This window comes from Natrialba sp. SSL1 (assembly GCF_001861355.1).
In the GTDB taxonomy this organism is placed as follows: Archaea; Halobacteriota; Halobacteria; order Halobacteriales; family Natrialbaceae; genus Natrialba.
The window spans coordinates 97,663-116,497 of the sequence record NZ_MASN01000037.1; the positions used below are offsets into that span (position 1 = coordinate 97,663).

The following is an 18,835-nucleotide window of genomic DNA, read 5'->3' on the forward strand; positions in this document are numbered from 1 at the left end:
GAGTTGCCGCATGTCGTCCCAACGGACGAAGCGTCTCCGTGCGAGGGCGTCCTCGCACGTCCCTTCGAACGAACGGGAGCGGCTTTGTTATCGGACCCCTTCACCACGCAGGCGAGATCAAGCGGTGTCACCGGACCAGCGTAAGACGTGCATACCGACTCGAGTACCCGGCGTATGGCGTCCCAAACTAAAGCCTCGCTGGGTAGTGTCGCTGTGGGCAAGCGATCAGCGCGCGCTCGTCTCAGCACTGTCGTCCTCCCGACGAAGATACCCGATCGTTCCCGGATCGAAATAATAGCGCGAGCCACAGTTTCGACAGTCCGCCGACAGTGCCTGGCCGTGCTGGTGGAGCTTCCAGAGCTTCGTCTGATTGCGCTCGATCTCGAGTGTCACCGGCTGATCGCAGTTCGGCACGGTACACGGGAACCGGACGTACCAGTTCGGCACCGAAAGCGCACCAAGCGGGGCGAGTTCGCTTCGCAGTCGGCACAGCAGGTTGAAAATCGTCACCGAGGGGTTCTCGCGGTCGATGACGACGCCCTCGACGTCGCTAATGAAGCCGCCACGGCGGCGCTCGTCGTCGTACAGCGGTAACACGGGAATGCCCTTCGCGAGCGCGTAGCCGACCTCCTGATTGATCCACTGGCTCGTCGTCGCTCGCTCGGTGAGCACCGCGACAACAACGTCGCTGTTCGCCAGCCGTCCCTCGAGACGCGCCCGTGACCCGCCCGATTCGACCTCCTCGAGCACGATGTGGACGCCAAAGGGGAAGTTCTTCACCGTCGAGAACAGGTCCTGAACGAGTTCGAGATCACCTGGTGCGTGCGAGACGAAGACCTGTTCTCCGGACATACTCTCTCGTCGAGATGATGGTTCGTGAGCTATTATTAAGGTACCTACTCTCGACAGGTGCACACAGCGGCCGTTCCAGACGCTATGCCTGCGAAATCGTCTCCAGCACCCGCTGTGAGAACTCCACCTGCGAGAGCTCGTTTGAGAGCCCCTCGAACCACGCAGCTTCGACGTGCCAGCTTCCCCGTCGGTCTCCATCGGTCGTCAGCGACGTGGCCTCGAGTCGTCCCGGCTGCCACTCGCGCTCCTCGGCGACCGCCAGCAGCGACCGAAGCACCGCACCGACCTCGTTGCTCGTCACACCCGGCGCCTCCGAGACGGTTTCGTACTCGAGTACGATCGGAGCGGGCTGCTCGTCGCCGGTTGTCTCGTGTCCGTTTTGGTTTTCGTCCACGTTCGCGTCTCCGTTCCCATCCTCATTCCCATTCCCATCCCCATCTCTGTCCCCCTGTTCGAACGCCGTCACGTAGATGCCGTGGCTCATGAGCCGGTTCTCGAGTGCGACAGCCACGGGCCGCTCGTCACTCATACGAGACGTGTTGTCGTGTTGTGAGAAAAGGTGTTTGGTCGGGTGTGTACTGTGCCGGCATTGTGGACACCCGTGGTGGAAAACCGCGGGAACGACCGAGCGAAAGCCCGCTCAGAGCGGGTCGACCAGATCCTCGAGTGCAGCCATCGGATCGTCGGCCTTCGCGACGCCGCTTGCGAGCAGGACACCCTCGGAGCCGAGGTCACCGGCAGCGACCACGTCGTCACCGGTGCTGATACCCGCACCGCAGAGTACGGCCACGTCGTCGTCGACACTCTCAGCTGCTTCTACCGCGTCCTCGACGATATCCGGGTCGGCCTGGCTGACCGGCGTTCCCGTCCCGATGAGTTCCGGCGGTTCGACGGCGACGGCATCCGGCCCGAGGGCCGCGGCCGCGCCGATCTGAGCCGGGTTGTTCGCACAGATGACCGTCTCGAGCCCGGCACGCTCCGCTGCCTGCACCGAGCCGTCGATATCGGCGAGCTTCAGGCGCTGTTCGGAGTGATTGATCAGGGTCCCGACGGCACCCGCGTCGGCGACCGACTCGGCGAGCGTGTGGCCGGTGTTGCTCCCGTGTTCGATCGGATCGACGTGCTGTGCCCAGGTCTCTGCGCCGGTGTCGGCGACGCGCTCGAGGTGTGCTGCCTGCGGCGCGACGGCGAGGCGCGCGTCGGTGGTCTCGTTGACATCGCGGACGGCCTCCGCGACGGCGACTGGATCACACGGATACGTCTTCAGGTTGACGAGGACGAACATCGCTATAGGAGAGAGGCCCGTCCCGCGGAAGAAATAGCTTGCGAGTCAGCACGCCACGTCGCGCCACGACCGCCACGTGGGATACGGGGGCAGACAGCGGCTCGCACTCGAGTGGCATAGACAACGCGCCCGCATCGCAATTGGGTACGTCTCCCGTTGCTATCAGCTCACGTCGACACGAACTGCGCTCAGTCCTTGCGCTTGACGACGTCACCGAGTGTGTAACTGCCCGACGAGGAGCCGCCGGACCACTCGGAGTCGTCGCCCGAGCTTCCTTCTGCGTTCAGGTTGATCTCGAGGAAGCGCTCGAGTTTCGTCTGGACGCGGTCGCTCGGCAGCGTATCACCGCGCTCGATCTTCCGGATGAGACTCGACTTCTCGTTGAGCTCGTTGGCCAGATCGGACTGGCTGAGACCCTTGTCTTCGCGTGCGGATCGCACGAGATCGTCGTAATCGGGTGCGAGCTGGTCCATATCGTCGAACATGTCTGACCGACGTTGGGAACTCGAACTGGAGCTAGAACTCGACGACGAGCCACTCGTCCCGCCCGAGCCGGCCGACTGGCCGCCGGAACTCGAGGACGAGGAGCCGGTCGAGTACTTGGTGGACGTGCTCGAACTCGAAGTCTGTCTGACTTCGGTACCGAAGTCGGTACAGTTCGAACACACGTCTAACTTCGCGCCCTCGACCTTGATGGTCTTCGGAGACGACGTCTCGGCGCCACACATCTCGCACTGAACCATGGACGAACCTATATCGCGGCGAGTCATAAACCATGCGGCGCGTTGCTGCGCCGAAGACAGTCGCACCCACAGCCCGATGCCGGGTACTCGAGTCGTGCTACTCGAGTGCCGTCCAGGAGTAGAAAAAGCGCTGGAGCGCCGTCAGGTGGCCGACGACGGCGAGGAAGACCAGCAGCCAGCCGATCAGCGTCAGGCCGGCGACTTCGCCCGAGACTGGGTAGGCGAGGAAGCCGACGACGCCGATGATGGCCAGCCGGTCCGCTCGACCGACGAGACCGCCGTACACTCGGTCGAGGCCAACGGCCTGGGCTTGCGTCCCGAGATAGGAGGTCATCACGACGCCCGTGACAGCGAGGAAGCCGAGCAGATAATCGCCGATGCCGGCCGCCAGTCCGGCGATGATGATGATGTCGGCGTATCGATCGAGCACGTGGTCGAGCAGGTCGCCGCCCGCCGATGCAACCTCCTGTTCACGCGCGAGCGCGCCGTCAACGATGTCGAGCCAGCCGTTCAGGAAGACTAGTGCGGCGGCAGCGGCGTACCAGACGGGCGCTGCTCGCCCGCCGAGGAAGAACGCCGCAGCAGCCAGGATCGCCATCCCGAACGCGACAACACTCACGCCGTCGGGCGTCATCCCGACGCGATCGAACCCTTTGACGAACGGGTCCAGAAAGCGCGAGATGTACGGTCTGAACTTGTCGAGTGTCATGTGAGGTACCCCATGAAGTCGACCTCGCCAGCGCTCGGCTCGCGCTCGCCCGCGACGACGGCTGCGAGTTCGTCCGCGACGGCCGCCGGCTCGCGGTCGGTCGTATCGATTTCGTAGACGGACTCGAGTCCGTGCTGGTCGACGGCTTCCGAGAGGATTACGTCGAGGGCCTCGCTCTCGGCGTTCTCAGCCGCTTTCCCTTCGGTTTCGCCGCGTTCGCGGAGTCGATCCGCAAGGTCGTCGGGGGCACACCGGAGGACGGCGACGCGGTCGGCGTCGAAGTGGTGGGCGAGGTGGGAGTCGACGACGAGAGTGTCGGCGTCGCGGTCGTCGAGCCACTCGGATAGCCCGTCCAGGTCGGCGACCTTGCTCTCGCGGTCGGGGTCGACCTCGGTGTAGAGCCCCTCCTCGGCGAGTACGTCGTTGAGGTGGACGACTTCAACCTCACCGAGGTCGCTGACTCCGCCGTCCTCGGTCCCATCTTCACTGTCGATTTCAGCCTCCCCGGCGAGCCGATCAGCCAGCAGTTCTGTCACGGTCGTCTTCCCCGTTCCAGGGGTTCCGGTGACGGCGATTCTCACGTGTCGGACACCTCGCGTTCGCGGGCGGCTGCGGAATCGGAATCAGACTCGGGATTGGAACCGGAATCGGGGTCCAGGCCGAGGTCCGCGAGCACCTCGTTGAGCGTCTCGATCGCCCGCTCGGTTTCAGCCTCGGTGCCGCAGGTGATGCGGATGCAGCCTGGCAGCCCGAAGCTCGTACAGTCGCGGACGATGACCCCGCGTTCCTGCATCGCGTCTGCTACCGCCGAGGCGTCGCCCACAGCTGCGAGAGCGAAGTTCCCCTCGCTCTCCCAGACGTGCGCGTCAATCTCCTCGCGCATGGCCGTGCGGGACTTGCGTGCCGTCTCGACGGTACGCTCGACGTGTTCGTCGTCGCCGAAGGCGGCCAGCCCGGCTCGGCAGGCGAGTTCGCTCGCGGCAAACGGGGTGTTCACGCGCGTGTAGGCGCCCGCCCACTCGTCGGGGACTACGGCGTAGCCGAGTCGGAGCCCGGCGAGGCCGTAGGCCTTCGAGAACGTTCGCAAGACGGCGATATCGTCGCGCGCGTCGAAGCCGTCCCGGCCCTCGATGAGCGCGATGGCGCTGTCGACATCGGCGAACTCGCCGTAGGCCTCGTCGACAACGACGAGCGTTTCCTCGTCGGTTTCCTCGGCGAGCCGCTCGATTTCGGCGAGATCGATCGTCGACCCCGACGGGTTATGCGGGCTGGTGAGATAGACGATCCGTTCACCGCCGTAGTCCTCGAGGACGGCTGCTGCGGTCTGGGCGAATCCATCCTCGCGGTTGAGGCTGTACTCGCTGACCTCGCCGTGGTGAAAGCGGGCGCTCATGCCGTAGTAGGCGAAGCCGGGCGTCGGAACGAGCACCTCGTCGCCGGGTTCGATGACGGCCCGTGAGAGGTAATCAAGCGCCCCGTCACCGCCGTTTGCCAGCCAGACCTGTGCGGGTGAGACATCCCAGTGGTTGGCGACGGCTTCGGTAAGGTCTGTGTGTGTGGATTTCGGATACGAACTGACACTCGAGGCGGCCTCGCGGATAGTCTCGACGGCGGCCGGCGAGGGTCCGTGCGGGTTCTCGTTCGAGGCGAGTTTGACAAATTCCGAGGGGTCGCGCCCGAGTTCGCGGGCGACTTCCTCGATGCCCCGACCCGCCTCGTAGGCGACGTGATCGGACAGATCGCGCGGTTGCATACGCGAAGCCTGTTCGCCGTGGCTCTTAAGCGTGCTCACCTACCGTCGCCATATCGTAGTGCGGGGCGCTGTTCGTCGCTGGTCGTCCGTCATGGGAGCCAGCACCTGTTCACTCGACGAGATCGAACCCGACCGCGATCGTCCTCCGTCCGGCAGTCCCCCAGTAGGAAAATCGATACCGGCCAGCGCTGAGTTCGGGACAGACTGTCAGTCGGTCTTCGTGGATGTAGCCCTCGAGAATCCCGTCTTCAGTGAGTTCGAACGTCCACTCGAACGCCTCTCCCGGCGGATGCAACACCCCTTCGTCGGTATACGTGAACGCCACGTCGTCGGATCCGACACGAACATCCTGCCAGCCATCGTTCGTCAACTTCTCGAAATTGTACTTCGCTGCGTTCCCCGTCATCACCGTCTCGGAGGAAACGTTCCAGAGCCGAACGTGAACCTCGTCACCGCGTTCGAACTCGAGTGCGGCTGCGGCGTCGTCACCCTCAGCTTCCCTATCATTACCACCACGACCCACACTACCCCCACTATCATCACCCACATCGAACTGCGGATTCTCGACCCGCAGCGCGAGTTGCGGGACACCGGACTCGTCGTCGCTGTCACCCCATACGACATCATCGTCGTCACTGCTCGGATGCCGGTCAACCTCATCGTCGGGGCACTCGAGTACACCGGCTGGCTGCGGATCGTGAGTCGGCTGGACGAAGCCGGGTAACTCAGCCGAGTCGAGCAGTCCGCTGGTAGTGTCGACCTCGCTCGTTTCGCCCCAGCCGTCCGTGATCGCGACGGTAGCCACCGAGGGGAGGTCGTCGCCGGTGATCCGAACGAGCGCGGCAGGATAGGTGATCATCTCACCACAGGCCTCGCGCTCCTCGCTCGTGTCGACTGCGTGGATGCTGGCGGTGATGGCTGTCTGGGGCTCGGACTCGTTCTCCAGCACATCGTCAGTAACTGCGACATCCGAAACGGCGAGTTCGTTGACGCAGGTGTTCGGTCCAACGGTCTGAGCGCACAGCACGACCGCGTCGTCGAAGTCAGTTTCCGACAGCCATGCTCTAAGCCCATCGACGCGTTCCGGATCATCGACTAACCACGCGATATCCTGTGGGGACTCGGCGACGGAGACGAGTCCGGTTCGGTCGTCAATCTGGATCCACTCCGGTCGGGAAAGTGATCCACCGAGTTGAAACGTTTCGACCGTCTCGACGTGCGAATTAACGTTTGTTCCGTCTGCCTGGGTGCCGGTGGAACCGTTCGGCTCATCTGCGTCATCGTCGCTCAGACAGCCGGCGACGGCGAGTGTACTTACGGTTCCCGTCGCGACGAGGGCGTCGCGTCGGGTGTACTGAGTCATACGCACACCTACAACGGTCGTGTATAAATTCCCTCAGCTAGCTCAAAGAACGATTGTATGTTTTCGGACGTGAGGGTCATCTTTCCGTGTCGTTCAGTTGGAACCAAGGCACCAGCTGCATACGTTAAAACGACATTGTAGTTATCCTGACTTTCACTATCAGTGGGTGCTTCTGTGCTGGTGATGCCTGACGATTCCCTCCAGATGGTATCGAACGCCCTTCGGGCGAATTATTCCCGCCTCGCGGTGCTCGCGGCGCTCGCCGTCGCGCTCAGTACCGTCGTGCTTGCGGCCCCCGTTGCGGCCGACGGTACATCGACAAGCACCGACAACAACGGCCACATCGACTTCGACGACCTGCCGTCAGAAGTCGAGCCACCGGAAACTGTCGAGTTCGAGGTTGTCAACACCAGTGGTGGCCAGTTCGACTTCCAAATCAGTTCACCCGACAACAGCTTCTCTCTCGAAGCGACACTCGAGGGTGACGACGACGATGTCACGATCGAACTCGATACTGGAGCCGTCGGTGCTGACGACCCAGACGAGTACTTCACGGTAACCGATGGTGAGGTACACGACGTTACCGTTCATTCGAACGATGTCGGTGACGAACTTCCCGGCGGTGACTACTCTGTACATATCATGACTGATTCATCAATTGTCATGGATACTCTCACCGTAGCGCCAAGCATTGAGTTCCACGACGGACTCGAGTTGGACTGGTCGGAACTGGACGATGACCCGTCACACACGATCGCGGGAACGACTGGGTTCGACTCGGGTGACTCGTTCGAGATCCGCTTCGAGACGAGCGATGACGAATCCTTCCTGCTCGAAGAGGAGGTCGTCGTCGACGAGGACGGTCAGTTCGAGACGACAGTCGATCTGACGACGCTTCCAGAGACGAACCGGATCGATGTGACGGCTGAACACAACAACCTGACGAGAGTCTCAACGACGTTCTGGGTCGACGGTGTCGATCCTCGCGACGACGATAGCGACGACGACGATGACGCTGGGGATGAGGACGATAGCCAGACCGAAAGCAACGGCATCGTCATCGTTCACGACGGTGACGAACTCGAACTCGAGGCGGCTTTCGATCAGCAAATCACCGGTGAGTCTGACCTCGACGCTGGCGAACACATCGATGTACAGCTGGTCTCCAGCGGGACATTCTTCATTCAAGAGGAAGTCGAGGTTGACGAGCACGGAACGTTCGAACTGAGCGTCGACTTCGATTACGTCGAGCCTGACACAGCGTTCACCGTCGATGCGGAATCGGCCGCCGACCCCGCAGTGAACGCATCGGTTTCGGGAACCATCGTCGAACCGGGTGCAACCGACGGGGCTGACGAGAACGGATCCGTCGAGCACGACGAAACCGAACTCGCCGACGGCACCGATGCGGACGACGCACTGTTTGCTGGCGTCTCCACCTGGGGACTTGGCCTCCTTGCTGTTGGGACGGTGCTTTCGGTCGTCGGTATTAGCGTCATGCTCGGTATCGGCCGTTCAGGATCGCTTCGAGAGACGTAACTCGCGTCTCAAGCACGCAAGATGTAGTCGTGAGTACGCCTCCTCGTTTCTGGCCCTGTTTTGGCCGACAATTTGGTACCGTGACATTAAATAGTGGCTGACAGAAAATACGGTCAACGAAGACCAAACGAGCCACTGGATGACGATCTTCACTTGCCTCTCGTCCGGTCGGCTGGTTGCTAGTAGTCGATGGCTTACACTCTACCGACATCATTGATGGATCGAACTGAAGTAGTGGTTGTCCTGTGTGTACTCCTCCTCGTCTCCGCGTTCGCCGGCGGTCTCGGCTATCTCGCTCTCGCCGTCGGCGACGGAGCGCCCACCTCGAACGGACCCACTGCGGGAACGATCGATGTCGACGAAACGATCGAACCGATTCACACCGCCGGAACGACCGGGGAGAACGTGTCTGTCGGCGTCCTCGACGTGACCGGCTTCGATCGCGAGTACCCGCTACTCGAGGATCGGGTTGTCGCCGCGGCCGGATTCGGAGACGATATCGCCGTCGACGACAGCAGCGGTGGGAGTCACGGCACCGCAGTCGCTGCGACGATCGCTCGCATCGCGCCGGACGCTGATCTGCATCTGGCCACGTTCGAAACCCCTGAGGACTACGAGGACGGACTCGAGTGGCTGGTCGATCGCGACGTCGACGTGATCGTCGCGCCGGTCGCGGACGCGGGGACACTCGGCGATGGGAGCTCGAAACTCGCGCGGGCGACGGCTGCGGCAACCGAGCAGAGTGTCGTCGTCGCACCAGCGGGCAATCTCGGGACCGGTCACTGGACGGGGACGTACTCACCCGACGAAAGCGGCGCGCGCGGCTTTGAGGGTGGACCGCTCAACGAGGTACGGGGACCAAACGGGCACGCAGAGTTCCACCTCTCCTGGGACGATCCAGACGAAACATATCAGCTCGAACTCTACCGACTCGAAGACGACGGGAGCACGACACGCGTTGCCCAGTCCTTGCCCCGCGAGTACGGCGATGTTCCGGGCGAACGATTGACGGCACAACTCGATGACGATACCTACGGGCTTGCAGTTCGCGGCCCGGGAGCGGACACAGAAATTACTACTAATACCCGCATTCGGGTCACGTCGTCAACGCATTCGCTAGCGGACGGGCGGTCGAGTGGCAGTATCGCTGCACCTGCCGCCGCGCCCGATGTGCTCTCTGTGGGTGCGATCAATGAGGGGGCAGACGAGGTCGCACCGTACAGTTCCCGCGGTCCGACTACCGACGGACGACTCGGTGTTGATGTCGTCGCCCCGGACAGCCATCCAACGGGCGCTGATCCCACCTTTGACGGAACATCTGCTTCTGCCGCGTACGTCGGCGGGGTCGCAGCGCTCGTCGTCGATGCAGGCCCCGAACTCAGTCCGGAAGACGTGCGCCGGACGCTCGCATCGACCGCCGAGCCGACCGACGGCGTTGATACGGAGAGTGGGCGTGGGCAAGTCGATCCCCGTGCAGCCGTCGCGGCCGTCGATGACACATTCGAGGCGACAGTTGCAGTCGAGAACGAGGAAGACGCCAGGTAACATTCATCCCGTTCGGACCGTGAGAGTGTATCGCTCAAATCGCCGTTTAACGTATAGTAAGCTATGTCCTGGTGTAGGCCCGACTCGAGAACTAATGTCGACACTAACGAATATTCTCCCTTCCACATCGGCAACTGCGGACGCCTCCCTCAGAATTGTCGACGTGGACGACGACGAGGCCGACGAACTCTTCGATGTGTTCTCGAGTGAGACGCGTCGAAACGTGTACCGCAGCCTGTTCGAGGAACCGGCGACGGCATCAGAGTTGGCGGCTAGCGTCGACACCTCCGTTCAGAACGTCTCGCATCACATCTCGGTTCTCGAGTCGGCGGCGCTCATCGAACCCGTCGGTCAGCGGTACTCGGAGAAGGGGAACGAGATGGTCGTCTACGGTCCGGCGAGCGATCCGCTCGTCTTCGTCGGGGAGGAAGAGACACGCTCGCAACTCGAGCGGTCGCTCTCCGAAGTCGTCGCCGGACTCGCGGTTCTCGGTGCTGGCGCGCTGTTCGTTCAGTGGGGCGTCTACAGCCTGTTCTCACCGACCGGAACCGATTCGACCGGGATCGATCCGGCGAGTCACACGAGCAGCGTAAACGAAACGCAGGGGCTACTCACCTGGCTCGTCTTCGATGCGGGAGAACCGGGTATCATTTTCTTCTTTGGCGCGCTACTCGTCGCCGGTCTCGCGTCGCTGGCGCTTCGGCGGTAGCGCCACCCAGACGTCACTCGTCTCTGAGCGTCTCGAGCCGCTCGAGCGTCTCCGCTCCCGCAGTATCCTTGTCGTATCGCACACCCAGGAATCGGGGGAATCGAAGCGCATAGCCCGACGAGTACGTCGGCGACGTCTGGATCTCCTCGTAGCCGACCTCGAAAACGACGGCCGGCTCGAGTTCGACTGCCGTTCCATCCTCCGCGACGATGTGTGGCTCCAGCAACTCCGTCAACTCTTCGAGCTTCTCGTCCGTGATCCCCGTCGCGACCTTGCCGACCGTCTCCAGGTCGTCGCCGTCACGAACCGAGAGTTCGAACGTCCCGAGGAACGTCGCTCGACGGCCCTCGCCCCACTCCGCGCCGGTGACGACGCAGTCGAGCGTCTCCACGTCCGGTTTACGCTTCTGCCAGTTCTTTCCGCGCCGGCCCGGCGAGTACGCCGAATCGGGGTTCTTGAGCATGATTCCCTCGTGGCCCGCCTCGAGTGCATCCGCGTCGACGGCCTCGATTTCGTCGGGGTCGTCGGTGACCCATAGCAGTGAGAAGCCCTCAATGTCCGTTGGCGCTTGCTCGGAGTCCGAGTCCTGCGCGAGCACCGACTCGAGTTGGTCGTGTCGTTCGACCAGTGGCTCCTCGAGGAGGTCGTCGCCGTCGGCGTGCAGACAGTCGAAGAAAACCGGGCGAACAGAGACGTTTTCGCGGGCCTTCGCCACGTCGTGCTTGCGCCGGAAGCGCTTGAGCACCTCCTGGAACGGGAGGGGGCTGCCATCGTCGTCGATCGCGACGACCTCGCCGTCCAGGATCGCGGGGCCATCGAGGTGTTCGTCGGCGAACTCGACGACCTCCGGGAGTGCGTCGGTGACCTCCTCCATGTTCCGGGAGAAAACGTGCGTCTCGCCGTTGCTGTCGCCGTCTGGGTTGCCGGGGCCTGCTGGATCGTAGTGCAACTGAATTCGCGCCCCGTCGTACTTCCACTCGACCGCAGCCTCGTCCCACTCCTCGAGTGCATCCGTAACCGTCCCCGCCTGTGCGAGCATGGCCTGGACTGGGCGGCCGATCTCGAGTTCGATTTCGTCGAGTCCGCTGACACCGTCCTCGCGGGCGGTTTCGGCGACCTGGCCGTAGTCGTTCGAGACCTGTAGTGCGCGTTCGACCGTCTCCTGGGGAACGTCGAAAGCTTCGGCGATGGCGTCCCGAACGGTGCCCTCGCCGACGCCGATGCGCATCTCCGAGAGGACGAGGCGGGCGAGGTAGCGCGCTTCGTCGCTCGAGCAGCGGTTGAACAGCCCGAAGAGGAGGTCGACCTTCCGGTCCTGGCTGCCCGAGCCTTCGGCGGCCGCGAGGTCGGTGAGGGTGTCGTTTATTTCGCTGACGGTGAGGTCGCCAGTGCCGTTGTTGCCGTTGCCGCCGTTGTTGTGGTCGTCTCGGTCGTCATTGTCGTCGCCAGCGCCACTGCCACCGCCGCCTATGAACGCACCCAACCCCTGCTGGCCGCCGAAGTCGTAGCTCGCCGCCACCGCACCGATTTCGCCGCGCTCGGCGAGGCGCTCCTCCACGTCGTTTGCGTCGACGTTCGTTCCCGCCGCGCGGGCGATGGCCTCGTAGCAGGTGTTCGGCCCGATATCGAGCGTGGTCGAGTCCCAGGCGGGAAAGACCCGGCCCTGGACGAACCGGGCGACGATCGGGAGGTCGTCGCCGGCCTCGGCGAGCAGGTCGCGGACGTGGGTAACGATCTCGAGATCCGCAGATTCAGCCTCGATCGTGGCGGCGCGGTCGGCGAACGTGGCGAACTCCATCGGCGGTGTCTATCGCCGGGGAGGCTAAAACGGTTCTGAGACCGGGTGACGTGACACTGTCGACTACCCCTCAACCGACGAGCAGGCAGACGGAATTCGGCTCTTCCCATCACTTCGAGGATGTGCATTTAAACCAGTCGCGCACCCACACCGACGTATGCCATCAGGGGACCTCGCAGCGCGGGTCACAGACGTGTTGTCGGTCGACGCCGACGGCTACCGCGAGCACGCCGAGGCCGACGCCGAAGTCATCAAGGACGCGATCGAAGACGGCGTCTTCGACAACCCACAGGCCATCGTCGGACTCGAGTACGAGTTCTACGCGATCAAGGACGACGACGCCACGCTGCGGCGAGTGCCGCGGCGGCTACTCGAGTTGATCGGTTTCGAGAAGGAACTCGGCCTGCACAATGCGGAGATGACGACGAGTCCGCAGCCGCTGAACGGCCACGGGCTGGCGGCCCAGGAGTCGGAGGTCAAAGCGCGCCTGCAGACGGCGCTGAAGGTGACCGAATCAGAGCGCATGCGACTGGTCAGCGACGGGCTCTGGACGATTCCGCCGGAGGGCGAGGACGCGACGACGTACCTTACCGACAGCGTCGAGCGCACTGTCGAGGACGAGGCTGCGGAGGGCGGCGAGCGGTCCGTTCGCGTCGCGACGAACATGAGCGACTCGGCGCGCTATCACGCGATGGCCAACACGGACCAGGCCGACGTGGCCGGCATGCGAATCGAGGCACCGAACGTCTCCTTGCAGGCCGATACGGTCATGCCCGAGAGTCTGATCACGTCGATTCAGCCCCACTATCAGGTGGCCCACGCGCCCGATCTGCCGACGTACTTCAACTACGCCGTCCGGACCGCCGCCCCATTGCTCGCGCTCGGGGTGAACTCGCCGTTCTTCCCCGCCGACCTCTACGACGACGCGACGGCCGAGGACGTGCTCGCGGACGGCTGGATGGAGCACCGGATCAGCGTCTTCGAAACCGTGCTGAACGACCCGAACACGGGCGAGGGGAAGGTTCGGTTCCCGCAGGATCTCGACTCCGTCGAGGAGGCCGTCGATCGCATCGCCACCGACGATACGATGGTTCCGATGCCCGTCGAGGCGGGCGAGCGATTCGACGACCAGTTCCCCCACTTCCGGCGCAAGCACGGCACCTACTGGCGGTGGGTTCGGCCCGTGTTCGGCGGGCCGACGCGCTCGGCTGCGAACGCGCGCATCGAGTTCCGGCCGATTCCCGCCCAGCCGACCGTCCGGGACTCCGTCTCGTTCCTCGCGGCGTTCGCCGGCCTCCTCGAGAGCCTGGTTCGGCTCGAACACCCTGTCCACGAACTCGACTGGCAGACTGCCCGCGAGAACTTCTACGCGGCCATGCGCGGCGGCCTCGAGGCAGATATCGTCTGGATCACCAACGACGGCAAGGAGACGACGGACACGCTGGCGCTCTACGAGGACCTGCTGGCCCACGCCGAGGACGGACTGACGAGTCGTGGTCTGACCGAGGAGCAGGCTGCGAAGTATCTCTACCCGTTGCGCCGACGTGTGCGCCAGCAACTGACACCGGCCCGCTGGAAGCACGATCAGGTTCGTTCGGCGGTCGACGACGGCGCAGACCTGGAAACGGCGATCGAAACCATGCAACGAGCGTACGTGCGCCGCCAGCGCGAGACGCTGCTGGAAGGGAGTTTCGCTGACTGGATCGGCGACTGAGTCGGTGACAGCAGTCAGAAACACGGTTGTAATTCTTCTGCCAAGGAATCGGCCAGAACGGGAGTCAGCGCTGGATTTTACGACTAAAGCCTCCGGTATCTCAACCCTGCTCACAGCACATTCTGACCACCACAGTATCAGCGTCGCAGTCACCGATAAGGACTAATACAGTGCGATACAAACTGATACACAATGCCGATCACAGAGGACGAATTCCGGACGATCAACGAAGATAGCCCGGTCATCGACCTCGCGGCCGACACGACGCAGGGAATGATCTATCGGCACCTCCTCGAGAACGCCGATAAGGCGTTTCGCCAGCGTGAGATCGTTGATGCGGTCGACGTGCCTCAAGGAAGTGTCGGGCCGACACTCAAGCGCCTCGAGCGGCGCGGACTGGTTGAGCACCGCGGCCGGTACTGGAAGATCGCTGACGCCGAACACGCCACCGCCTCCGCTGGGTTGCTCGGTGCTGCAGCAGTCGACGAGATCGACGGCGGCTTCTCGGACGATGCGGTCGACGAGTGGATGGAAACCGCCCTTGATCCGATCGACGGACGCCACGAGAGCGATAACAAGGGAGCATAAGCGATGGCCGAACGAGGAGATGTCGTGTGGGCGCCCGACCCGTTCAAATCGGGTACCGGGAACCCGCGACCGTGGCTGGTCGTTTCGGCGGATCGACTTCCGTATCCAAATAAAGAGTCGATCGCAGTTGCGTTCACTACGCAGTCGCATCATCCGGGGAGTTTCGCAGTACCGAGCAAGGCGTGGGTTCGAGGTGAACCACAGACGCAAGCTACGTTCTCCCGTGGACAGTGGCGACGTTAAAAGACGAGACGCATATCGTTGGAGTCCAGGGCACAATTTCGGACGAATTCGCGGATCACGTCACAACGACTCTCAGTTCGTATCTCAGTCCGTCTACCGATGTGGAAGATACGTGAGGTTGTCGTAGTACAGCCCCGAGAGTTCGTCCCTCCCAACTCCCGAAAAACAGAGAAGCAGTCGTCGCTGTTTACCGGCCATTCGGCAGCGCAGGTGGGATGAACGACCGGTACTAGCGTCCACCCGATACGTTGACAGCAACCAACAGGTTCTGCCACCCGTCATCTGACCTCCTCCGCTACCACCGTCTCGCTTGCCGCTTCCCCCACGTCCGTGTACCGTCTCCCCGTAGCCCGTCCTATGTCGTCACAGTCACCACCACAACTCCCGCAACCGGGTCTCGGCACCTCCGGCCACGAAGGGGAGTCGTGCACCGACGCCGTCGTCACCGCACTCGAGTCCGGCTACCGTCACATCGACACCGCGCAGATGTACGACAACGAGGAAGCCGTCGGCCGCGCGCTCGAACAGGCCGACGTTGCCCGCGAGGAGGTCTTCCTCGCGACGAAGGTTCACCCGTCGAATCTGGCTGCAGCGGACGTACTCGAGTCCACCCGCGAGAGTCTCGACCGACTCGGCGTCGACACGGTCGACCTGCTGTACGTTCACTGGCCGATGGGGGAGTACGACGCCGAGGAGACGCTGCCGGCGTTCGACGAGGCTGTCGAGGCGGGACTGACGCGCCACGTTGGCGTGAGTAACTTCACACCGAACCTTCTCGAGGAGGCGGTCTCCATACTCGACGCGTCGGTTGTCGCTCACCAGATCGAGCTCCACCCCGAACTCCAGCAGGACGAACTCGTCTCGCTCGGCCGCGAACACGACATCCAGACGGTCGCGTACTGTCCGATCGCCAAGGCCGAGGTCACAGAGATCGACGTTCTGCAGGAGATTGCCGACGACCACGACGCGACGCCGATTCAGGTCGCGCTGGCGTGGCACTACGACCGCGAGAGTGTCGTTCCGATTCCGAAGGGGACGGGCGAGCACATCCGCGAGAACTACGAGGCGCGCGAGATCGAGTTGACGGACGACGAACGCGACCGAATTGACGACCTCGATGCGGGTGAGCGACTGGTCGATCCGGACGACGCAGCCTGGAATCGGTAGCGGGCGGCAAGGGCCACAGTTTTGCTGCAGCGACGCCCTGATCGTGTGATGTGGTACCATCCTCGGGGCCACAAGTGATTAAGTATTCACAGGCGAGAGTCTGGAATATGGTTACCTTCCTCTCCGGGGGCACCGGAACGCCGAAGCTGTTAGACGGTGCTGGCGCCGCGTTCTCACCGGAGGAGACCACGATCGTCGCCAACACGGGCGACGATATCGAACTCGGCGGACTGTTTGTCTCGCCGGACGTTGATACGGTACTCTTTCAGGGTGGTGGGATCCTCGATCGCGACACGTGGTGGGGCATCGCAGGCGACACGCACCGAACGAATTCGGCGCTGATGGACATCGCCGACGCGGCTGATCTCCCCGAGGGACCACAGTACCTCCCCGCGGAGAAACAGACCGCCGGCCGCGACCTCGCCAACTGGCGTCGCTTTTCGGGCGTCGCCGAGTTCATGACGATCGGCGACCGGGATCGGGCGGTCCACCTCACGCGAACCAGCCTCCTCGATCAGGGCGAGACATTGAGCGAAGCGACCGCCACACTCGCGGACGCGTTCGGGCTCTCGGTCGACCTCCTTCCGATGAGCGACGACCCAGTCGCGAGCCTGATCCACACGCCGGAGGGAATGATGCACTTCCAGGAGTACTGGGTCGGCCACCGGGGTGAGCCGACCGTCGAAACCGTCGAGTTCCGCGGGTCCTCGATGGCACAGCCGGCTCCCGGCGTGCTCGAGGCACTCGAGGACACCGTCGTCATCGGGCCCTCGAATCCGGTCACCAGTATCGGTCCGATGCTCGCGCTGCCGGGCTTTGCCGACGCGCTCGCCCAGACGACGGTCGTCGCCGTCTCGCCGTTCCTCGGCGACGAGGCGTTCTCCGGCCCTGCGGGCGATCTGATGGAAGCGGTGAACGCCGAGCCGAGCACTGAGGGGCTCGCAGCAGCCTACCCGTTCGCAGACGCCTACGTCATCGACACGGACGACGACGCGGAGTTCGACCGGCCGACGATCCAGACGGATATCCGGATCGACGACGAGGCCGATGCCGAACGAGTTATCCGCGCGATCGCCGAAGCAATCGATATCGTCAGCTAGGATGTTCTCCCCACCGCTCGCCCTTGCCAGTTTGAGCGGCGAATCCGACGCCGACTGGGCCCGCGCCGGTGCCGACTACGCCGGTTGTGCTTTCCTCGGCGGGATCGCCATCGATGACCAGTCGAGAGCCGCCGCGCGCGAACTCATCGCCCGCGACCGAACCGAGTTCCTGCCCGACGACCCCCTCGCGTTCGTCGATCGTCAACTTCAGGCGCTCGAACTCGAGTCCACCCCGATTCAGCCGGCGGTCAACGTCCGCAGCGCGACTCGAGAGCCGGTCCGCGACGTAGCCAAGATCTGTCGCGAGCACGATGCCTTCCTCGAGATCAACGCCCACTGCCGGCAGGACGAGTTGTGCGCGGTGGGTTGCGGTGAGACGCTGCTCGCCGACACGGATCGCCTCGCGGGCTACGTTGAAGCGGCAACCAGCACCGGCGCAACCGTCGGCGTGAAGGTCCGCGCCGAGGTTCCCGGTGTCGAGTTACCTGTGTTGGCAGGGGTACTCGAGTCCGCCGGCGCAACCTTCCTCCACGTCGACGCGATGGATACAGAGTCGGTTATCGCCGACATTGCGGACGCGACGGATCTCTTCGTGATCGCGAACAACGGCGTTCGAGACGCGGAGACGGTTCGAGAGTACGTCGAGTACGGTGCGGACGCGGTGAGCGTGGGTCGGCCGAGCGATAATCCAGTTGTACTCGAGCGGGTCCACGGTGCGGTGGTGGCGCAGTTGGAGTCGTGACGGAACTGGGGTCTATCTGGAGATAAGCACACAGGTCCCGGCTCCGCCCGTGTCCTGTCCTGACCTGTCTCTGTTTTATCTTGGCTGTGTTCTATCGACCAGCCACACTCGCAGCAAAACCACGAAAGGACTTTCCAGCAGGCACGCCTCCACCCCGCTATGACCCTCGACGAACTCTCCGAGGAGATGCAGGAATCGTACAGCGAGGTTGGGGAGGAACTCACCGTCTCGCTCGACCGCGAGACGCGAAACGAACTCGCCATGCTCGAGACGGCACTCGAGCCGGAGGAGACAGACGAACTCGTCCGCCGGGCAATCCACATGCTCTTTCAGTCGACCGTCGAGACAGGAACGATGGACTTCCACCTGCGCTCGGGCTTCGACGTAACTTACGACGAGTATCTCTCGGGGATGACGTTCGACGAGATGACGGGTGCAAATCAGTATCCGACGATGGACGACGAGCGTCGGTACCAGTTCTGAGGGGTTCGCTGTTCCGTCGCTGACGGCTGTTGCTGTTCTGTTGGCGGCTGTCGCTGTTCCGCCCCTGACGGCCGTCACTGCCCCGCCTGTCGCCGCAACTCACACGGTGGCTAGTACGACTCGACGTTCCACGCCAGGAGAGAGACGAGTGGGATTGACTATCGTATGTGTTATAATGTCACCTTATTCTTAGATCTGGATAATAGGTGCGCTTATTGCCCTCGATCACTCGACTGTAGACATGGCAATCAGTCAGAACGCAACCGAAACGACGTACCGCTGTCCCACGTGTGCGGGCGATCTCGCCGTCCGATACGACTCCTTCGAATGTACGGACTGCGGGTTCACGCCGCGTCACGGCTCGGACTAACTCGTCGTATCACGGTACTCGTACCGACTCCCGACCACCTTCCAAAACCTGTCACGGGTGAGACTGTGGTTTTCCTCTGCAGAACGCCCGCAGGACCGTCTTTCTATAGAATCAGTCTGAATTGAGCCGATA

General features: G+C 63.1%; 20 protein-coding genes. 11 read left to right on the plus strand and 9 right to left on the minus strand.

Features of this window, described 5'->3' with window-relative positions; genetic code table 11:
* Window positions 1-225 precede the first annotated feature (225 nt).
* From BBD46_RS14345 to BBD46_RS14385, 8 genes are all read right to left on the minus strand, one after another.
* Window positions 226-852, minus strand: a complete 627-nt coding sequence (locus tag BBD46_RS14345) for a toll/interleukin-1 receptor domain-containing protein (protein ID WP_071402384.1) — start codon at window positions 850-852, stop codon at window positions 226-228.
* 82 nt (window positions 853-934) lie between these two features.
* Window positions 935-1,381 carry a hypothetical protein gene (locus BBD46_RS14350; protein ID WP_071402385.1) on the minus strand — a complete coding sequence of 149 codons (447 nt, stop codon included), beginning with the start codon at window positions 1,379-1,381 and terminating at the stop codon, window positions 935-937.
* Between the two features lie 111 nt (window positions 1,382-1,492).
* Window positions 1,493-2,137 carry a triose-phosphate isomerase gene (tpiA, locus tag BBD46_RS14355; RefSeq protein ID WP_071402386.1) on the minus strand — a complete coding sequence of 215 codons (645 nt, stop codon included), beginning with the start codon at window positions 2,135-2,137 and terminating at the stop codon, window positions 1,493-1,495.
* 188 nt (window positions 2,138-2,325) lie between these two features.
* A complete protein-coding gene (locus BBD46_RS21695) occupies window positions 2,326-2,880 on the minus strand; it encodes a multiprotein bridging factor aMBF1 (protein WP_084777766.1) in 555 nt (184 codons plus the stop codon).
* Window positions 2,881-2,977: 97 nt separating this feature from the next.
* The gene (locus BBD46_RS14370) at window positions 2,978-3,589 is read right to left on the minus strand and encodes a CDP-alcohol phosphatidyltransferase family protein (protein ID WP_071402389.1); all 612 of its coding nucleotides are present in this window, start codon (window positions 3,587-3,589) and stop codon (window positions 2,978-2,980) included.
* Complete coding sequence (locus BBD46_RS14375) at window positions 3,586-4,170, minus strand: adenylate kinase family protein (RefSeq protein WP_071402390.1); 585 nt, start codon at window positions 4,168-4,170, stop codon at window positions 3,586-3,588. Before BBD46_RS14375 ends, BBD46_RS14370 begins: the two co-directional genes overlap by 4 nt.
* On the minus strand, window positions 4,167-5,342 hold the full coding sequence (hisC, locus tag BBD46_RS14380; protein WP_071402391.1) for a histidinol-phosphate transaminase: 1,176 nt from the start codon (window positions 5,340-5,342) through the stop codon (window positions 4,167-4,169). The genes BBD46_RS14375 and hisC overlap by 4 nt, the downstream gene beginning before the upstream one ends.
* Window positions 5,343-5,451: 109 nt before the next feature.
* The gene (locus BBD46_RS14385; RefSeq protein ID WP_071402392.1) at window positions 5,452-6,705 is read right to left on the minus strand and encodes a hypothetical protein; all 1,254 of its coding nucleotides are present in this window, start codon (window positions 6,703-6,705) and stop codon (window positions 5,452-5,454) included.
* Between the two features lie 183 nt (window positions 6,706-6,888).
* Here BBD46_RS14385 and BBD46_RS14390 point away from each other — a divergent pair, with 183 nt between their 5' ends.
* The 3 genes from BBD46_RS14390 to BBD46_RS14400 all read left to right on the plus strand — a co-directional run bounded on the left by BBD46_RS14390 (window position 6,889) and on the right by BBD46_RS14400 (window position 10,498).
* The gene (locus BBD46_RS14390; protein WP_071402393.1) at window positions 6,889-8,244 is read left to right on the plus strand and encodes a BGTF surface domain-containing protein; all 1,356 of its coding nucleotides are present in this window, start codon (window positions 6,889-6,891) and stop codon (window positions 8,242-8,244) included.
* A gap of 216 nt (window positions 8,245-8,460) precedes the next feature.
* The gene (locus BBD46_RS14395) at window positions 8,461-9,789 is read left to right on the plus strand and encodes a S8 family peptidase (protein ID WP_071402394.1); all 1,329 of its coding nucleotides are present in this window, start codon (window positions 8,461-8,463) and stop codon (window positions 9,787-9,789) included.
* A gap of 94 nt (window positions 9,790-9,883) precedes the next feature.
* A complete protein-coding gene (locus BBD46_RS14400; RefSeq protein WP_071402395.1) occupies window positions 9,884-10,498 on the plus strand; it encodes an ArsR/SmtB family transcription factor in 615 nt (204 codons plus the stop codon).
* A 13-nt stretch (window positions 10,499-10,511) separates the two neighbouring features.
* Here BBD46_RS14400 and ligA read toward each other — a convergent pair whose 3' ends face one another.
* Window positions 10,512-12,296: an ATP-dependent DNA ligase LigA gene (ligA, locus tag BBD46_RS14405; RefSeq protein WP_071402396.1), complete on the minus strand. Its 1,785-nt coding sequence runs from the start codon at window positions 12,294-12,296 to the stop codon at window positions 10,512-10,514.
* A gap of 157 nt (window positions 12,297-12,453) precedes the next feature.
* Here ligA and BBD46_RS14410 point away from each other — a divergent pair, with 157 nt between their 5' ends.
* From BBD46_RS14410 to BBD46_RS23365, 8 genes are all read left to right on the plus strand, one after another.
* Window positions 12,454-14,010, plus strand: a complete 1,557-nt coding sequence (locus BBD46_RS14410; protein ID WP_071402397.1) for a hypothetical protein — start codon at window positions 12,454-12,456, stop codon at window positions 14,008-14,010.
* Between the two features lie 192 nt (window positions 14,011-14,202).
* Complete coding sequence (locus BBD46_RS22940) at window positions 14,203-14,598, plus strand: winged helix-turn-helix domain-containing protein (RefSeq protein ID WP_071402398.1); 396 nt, start codon at window positions 14,203-14,205, stop codon at window positions 14,596-14,598.
* A 3-nt stretch (window positions 14,599-14,601) separates the two neighbouring features.
* Window positions 14,602-14,841: a type II toxin-antitoxin system PemK/MazF family toxin gene (locus BBD46_RS23545; RefSeq protein ID WP_394326832.1), complete on the plus strand. Its 240-nt coding sequence runs from the start codon at window positions 14,602-14,604 to the stop codon at window positions 14,839-14,841.
* 357 nt (window positions 14,842-15,198) lie between these two features.
* Window positions 15,199-16,008, plus strand: coding sequence for an aldo/keto reductase (locus BBD46_RS14420; protein WP_071402399.1), 810 nt, complete (start codon window positions 15,199-15,201; stop codon window positions 16,006-16,008).
* A 107-nt stretch (window positions 16,009-16,115) separates the two neighbouring features.
* Window positions 16,116-17,108, plus strand: a complete 993-nt coding sequence (gene cofD, locus BBD46_RS14425) for a 2-phospho-L-lactate transferase (protein WP_071402400.1) — start codon at window positions 16,116-16,118, stop codon at window positions 17,106-17,108.
* A 1-nt stretch (window position 17,109) separates the two neighbouring features.
* Window positions 17,110-17,850, plus strand: coding sequence for a tRNA-dihydrouridine synthase (locus BBD46_RS14430; protein WP_071402401.1), 741 nt, complete (start codon window positions 17,110-17,112; stop codon window positions 17,848-17,850).
* Window positions 17,851-18,009: 159 nt separating this feature from the next.
* Entirely contained in the window at window positions 18,010-18,333 is a 324-nt protein-coding gene (locus BBD46_RS14435; RefSeq protein WP_071402402.1) for a hypothetical protein, read from the plus strand.
* A gap of 241 nt (window positions 18,334-18,574) precedes the next feature.
* Entirely contained in the window at window positions 18,575-18,703 is a 129-nt protein-coding gene (locus BBD46_RS23365; protein WP_006651874.1) for a hypothetical protein, read from the plus strand.
* Window positions 18,704-18,835: the final 132 nt, after the last annotated feature.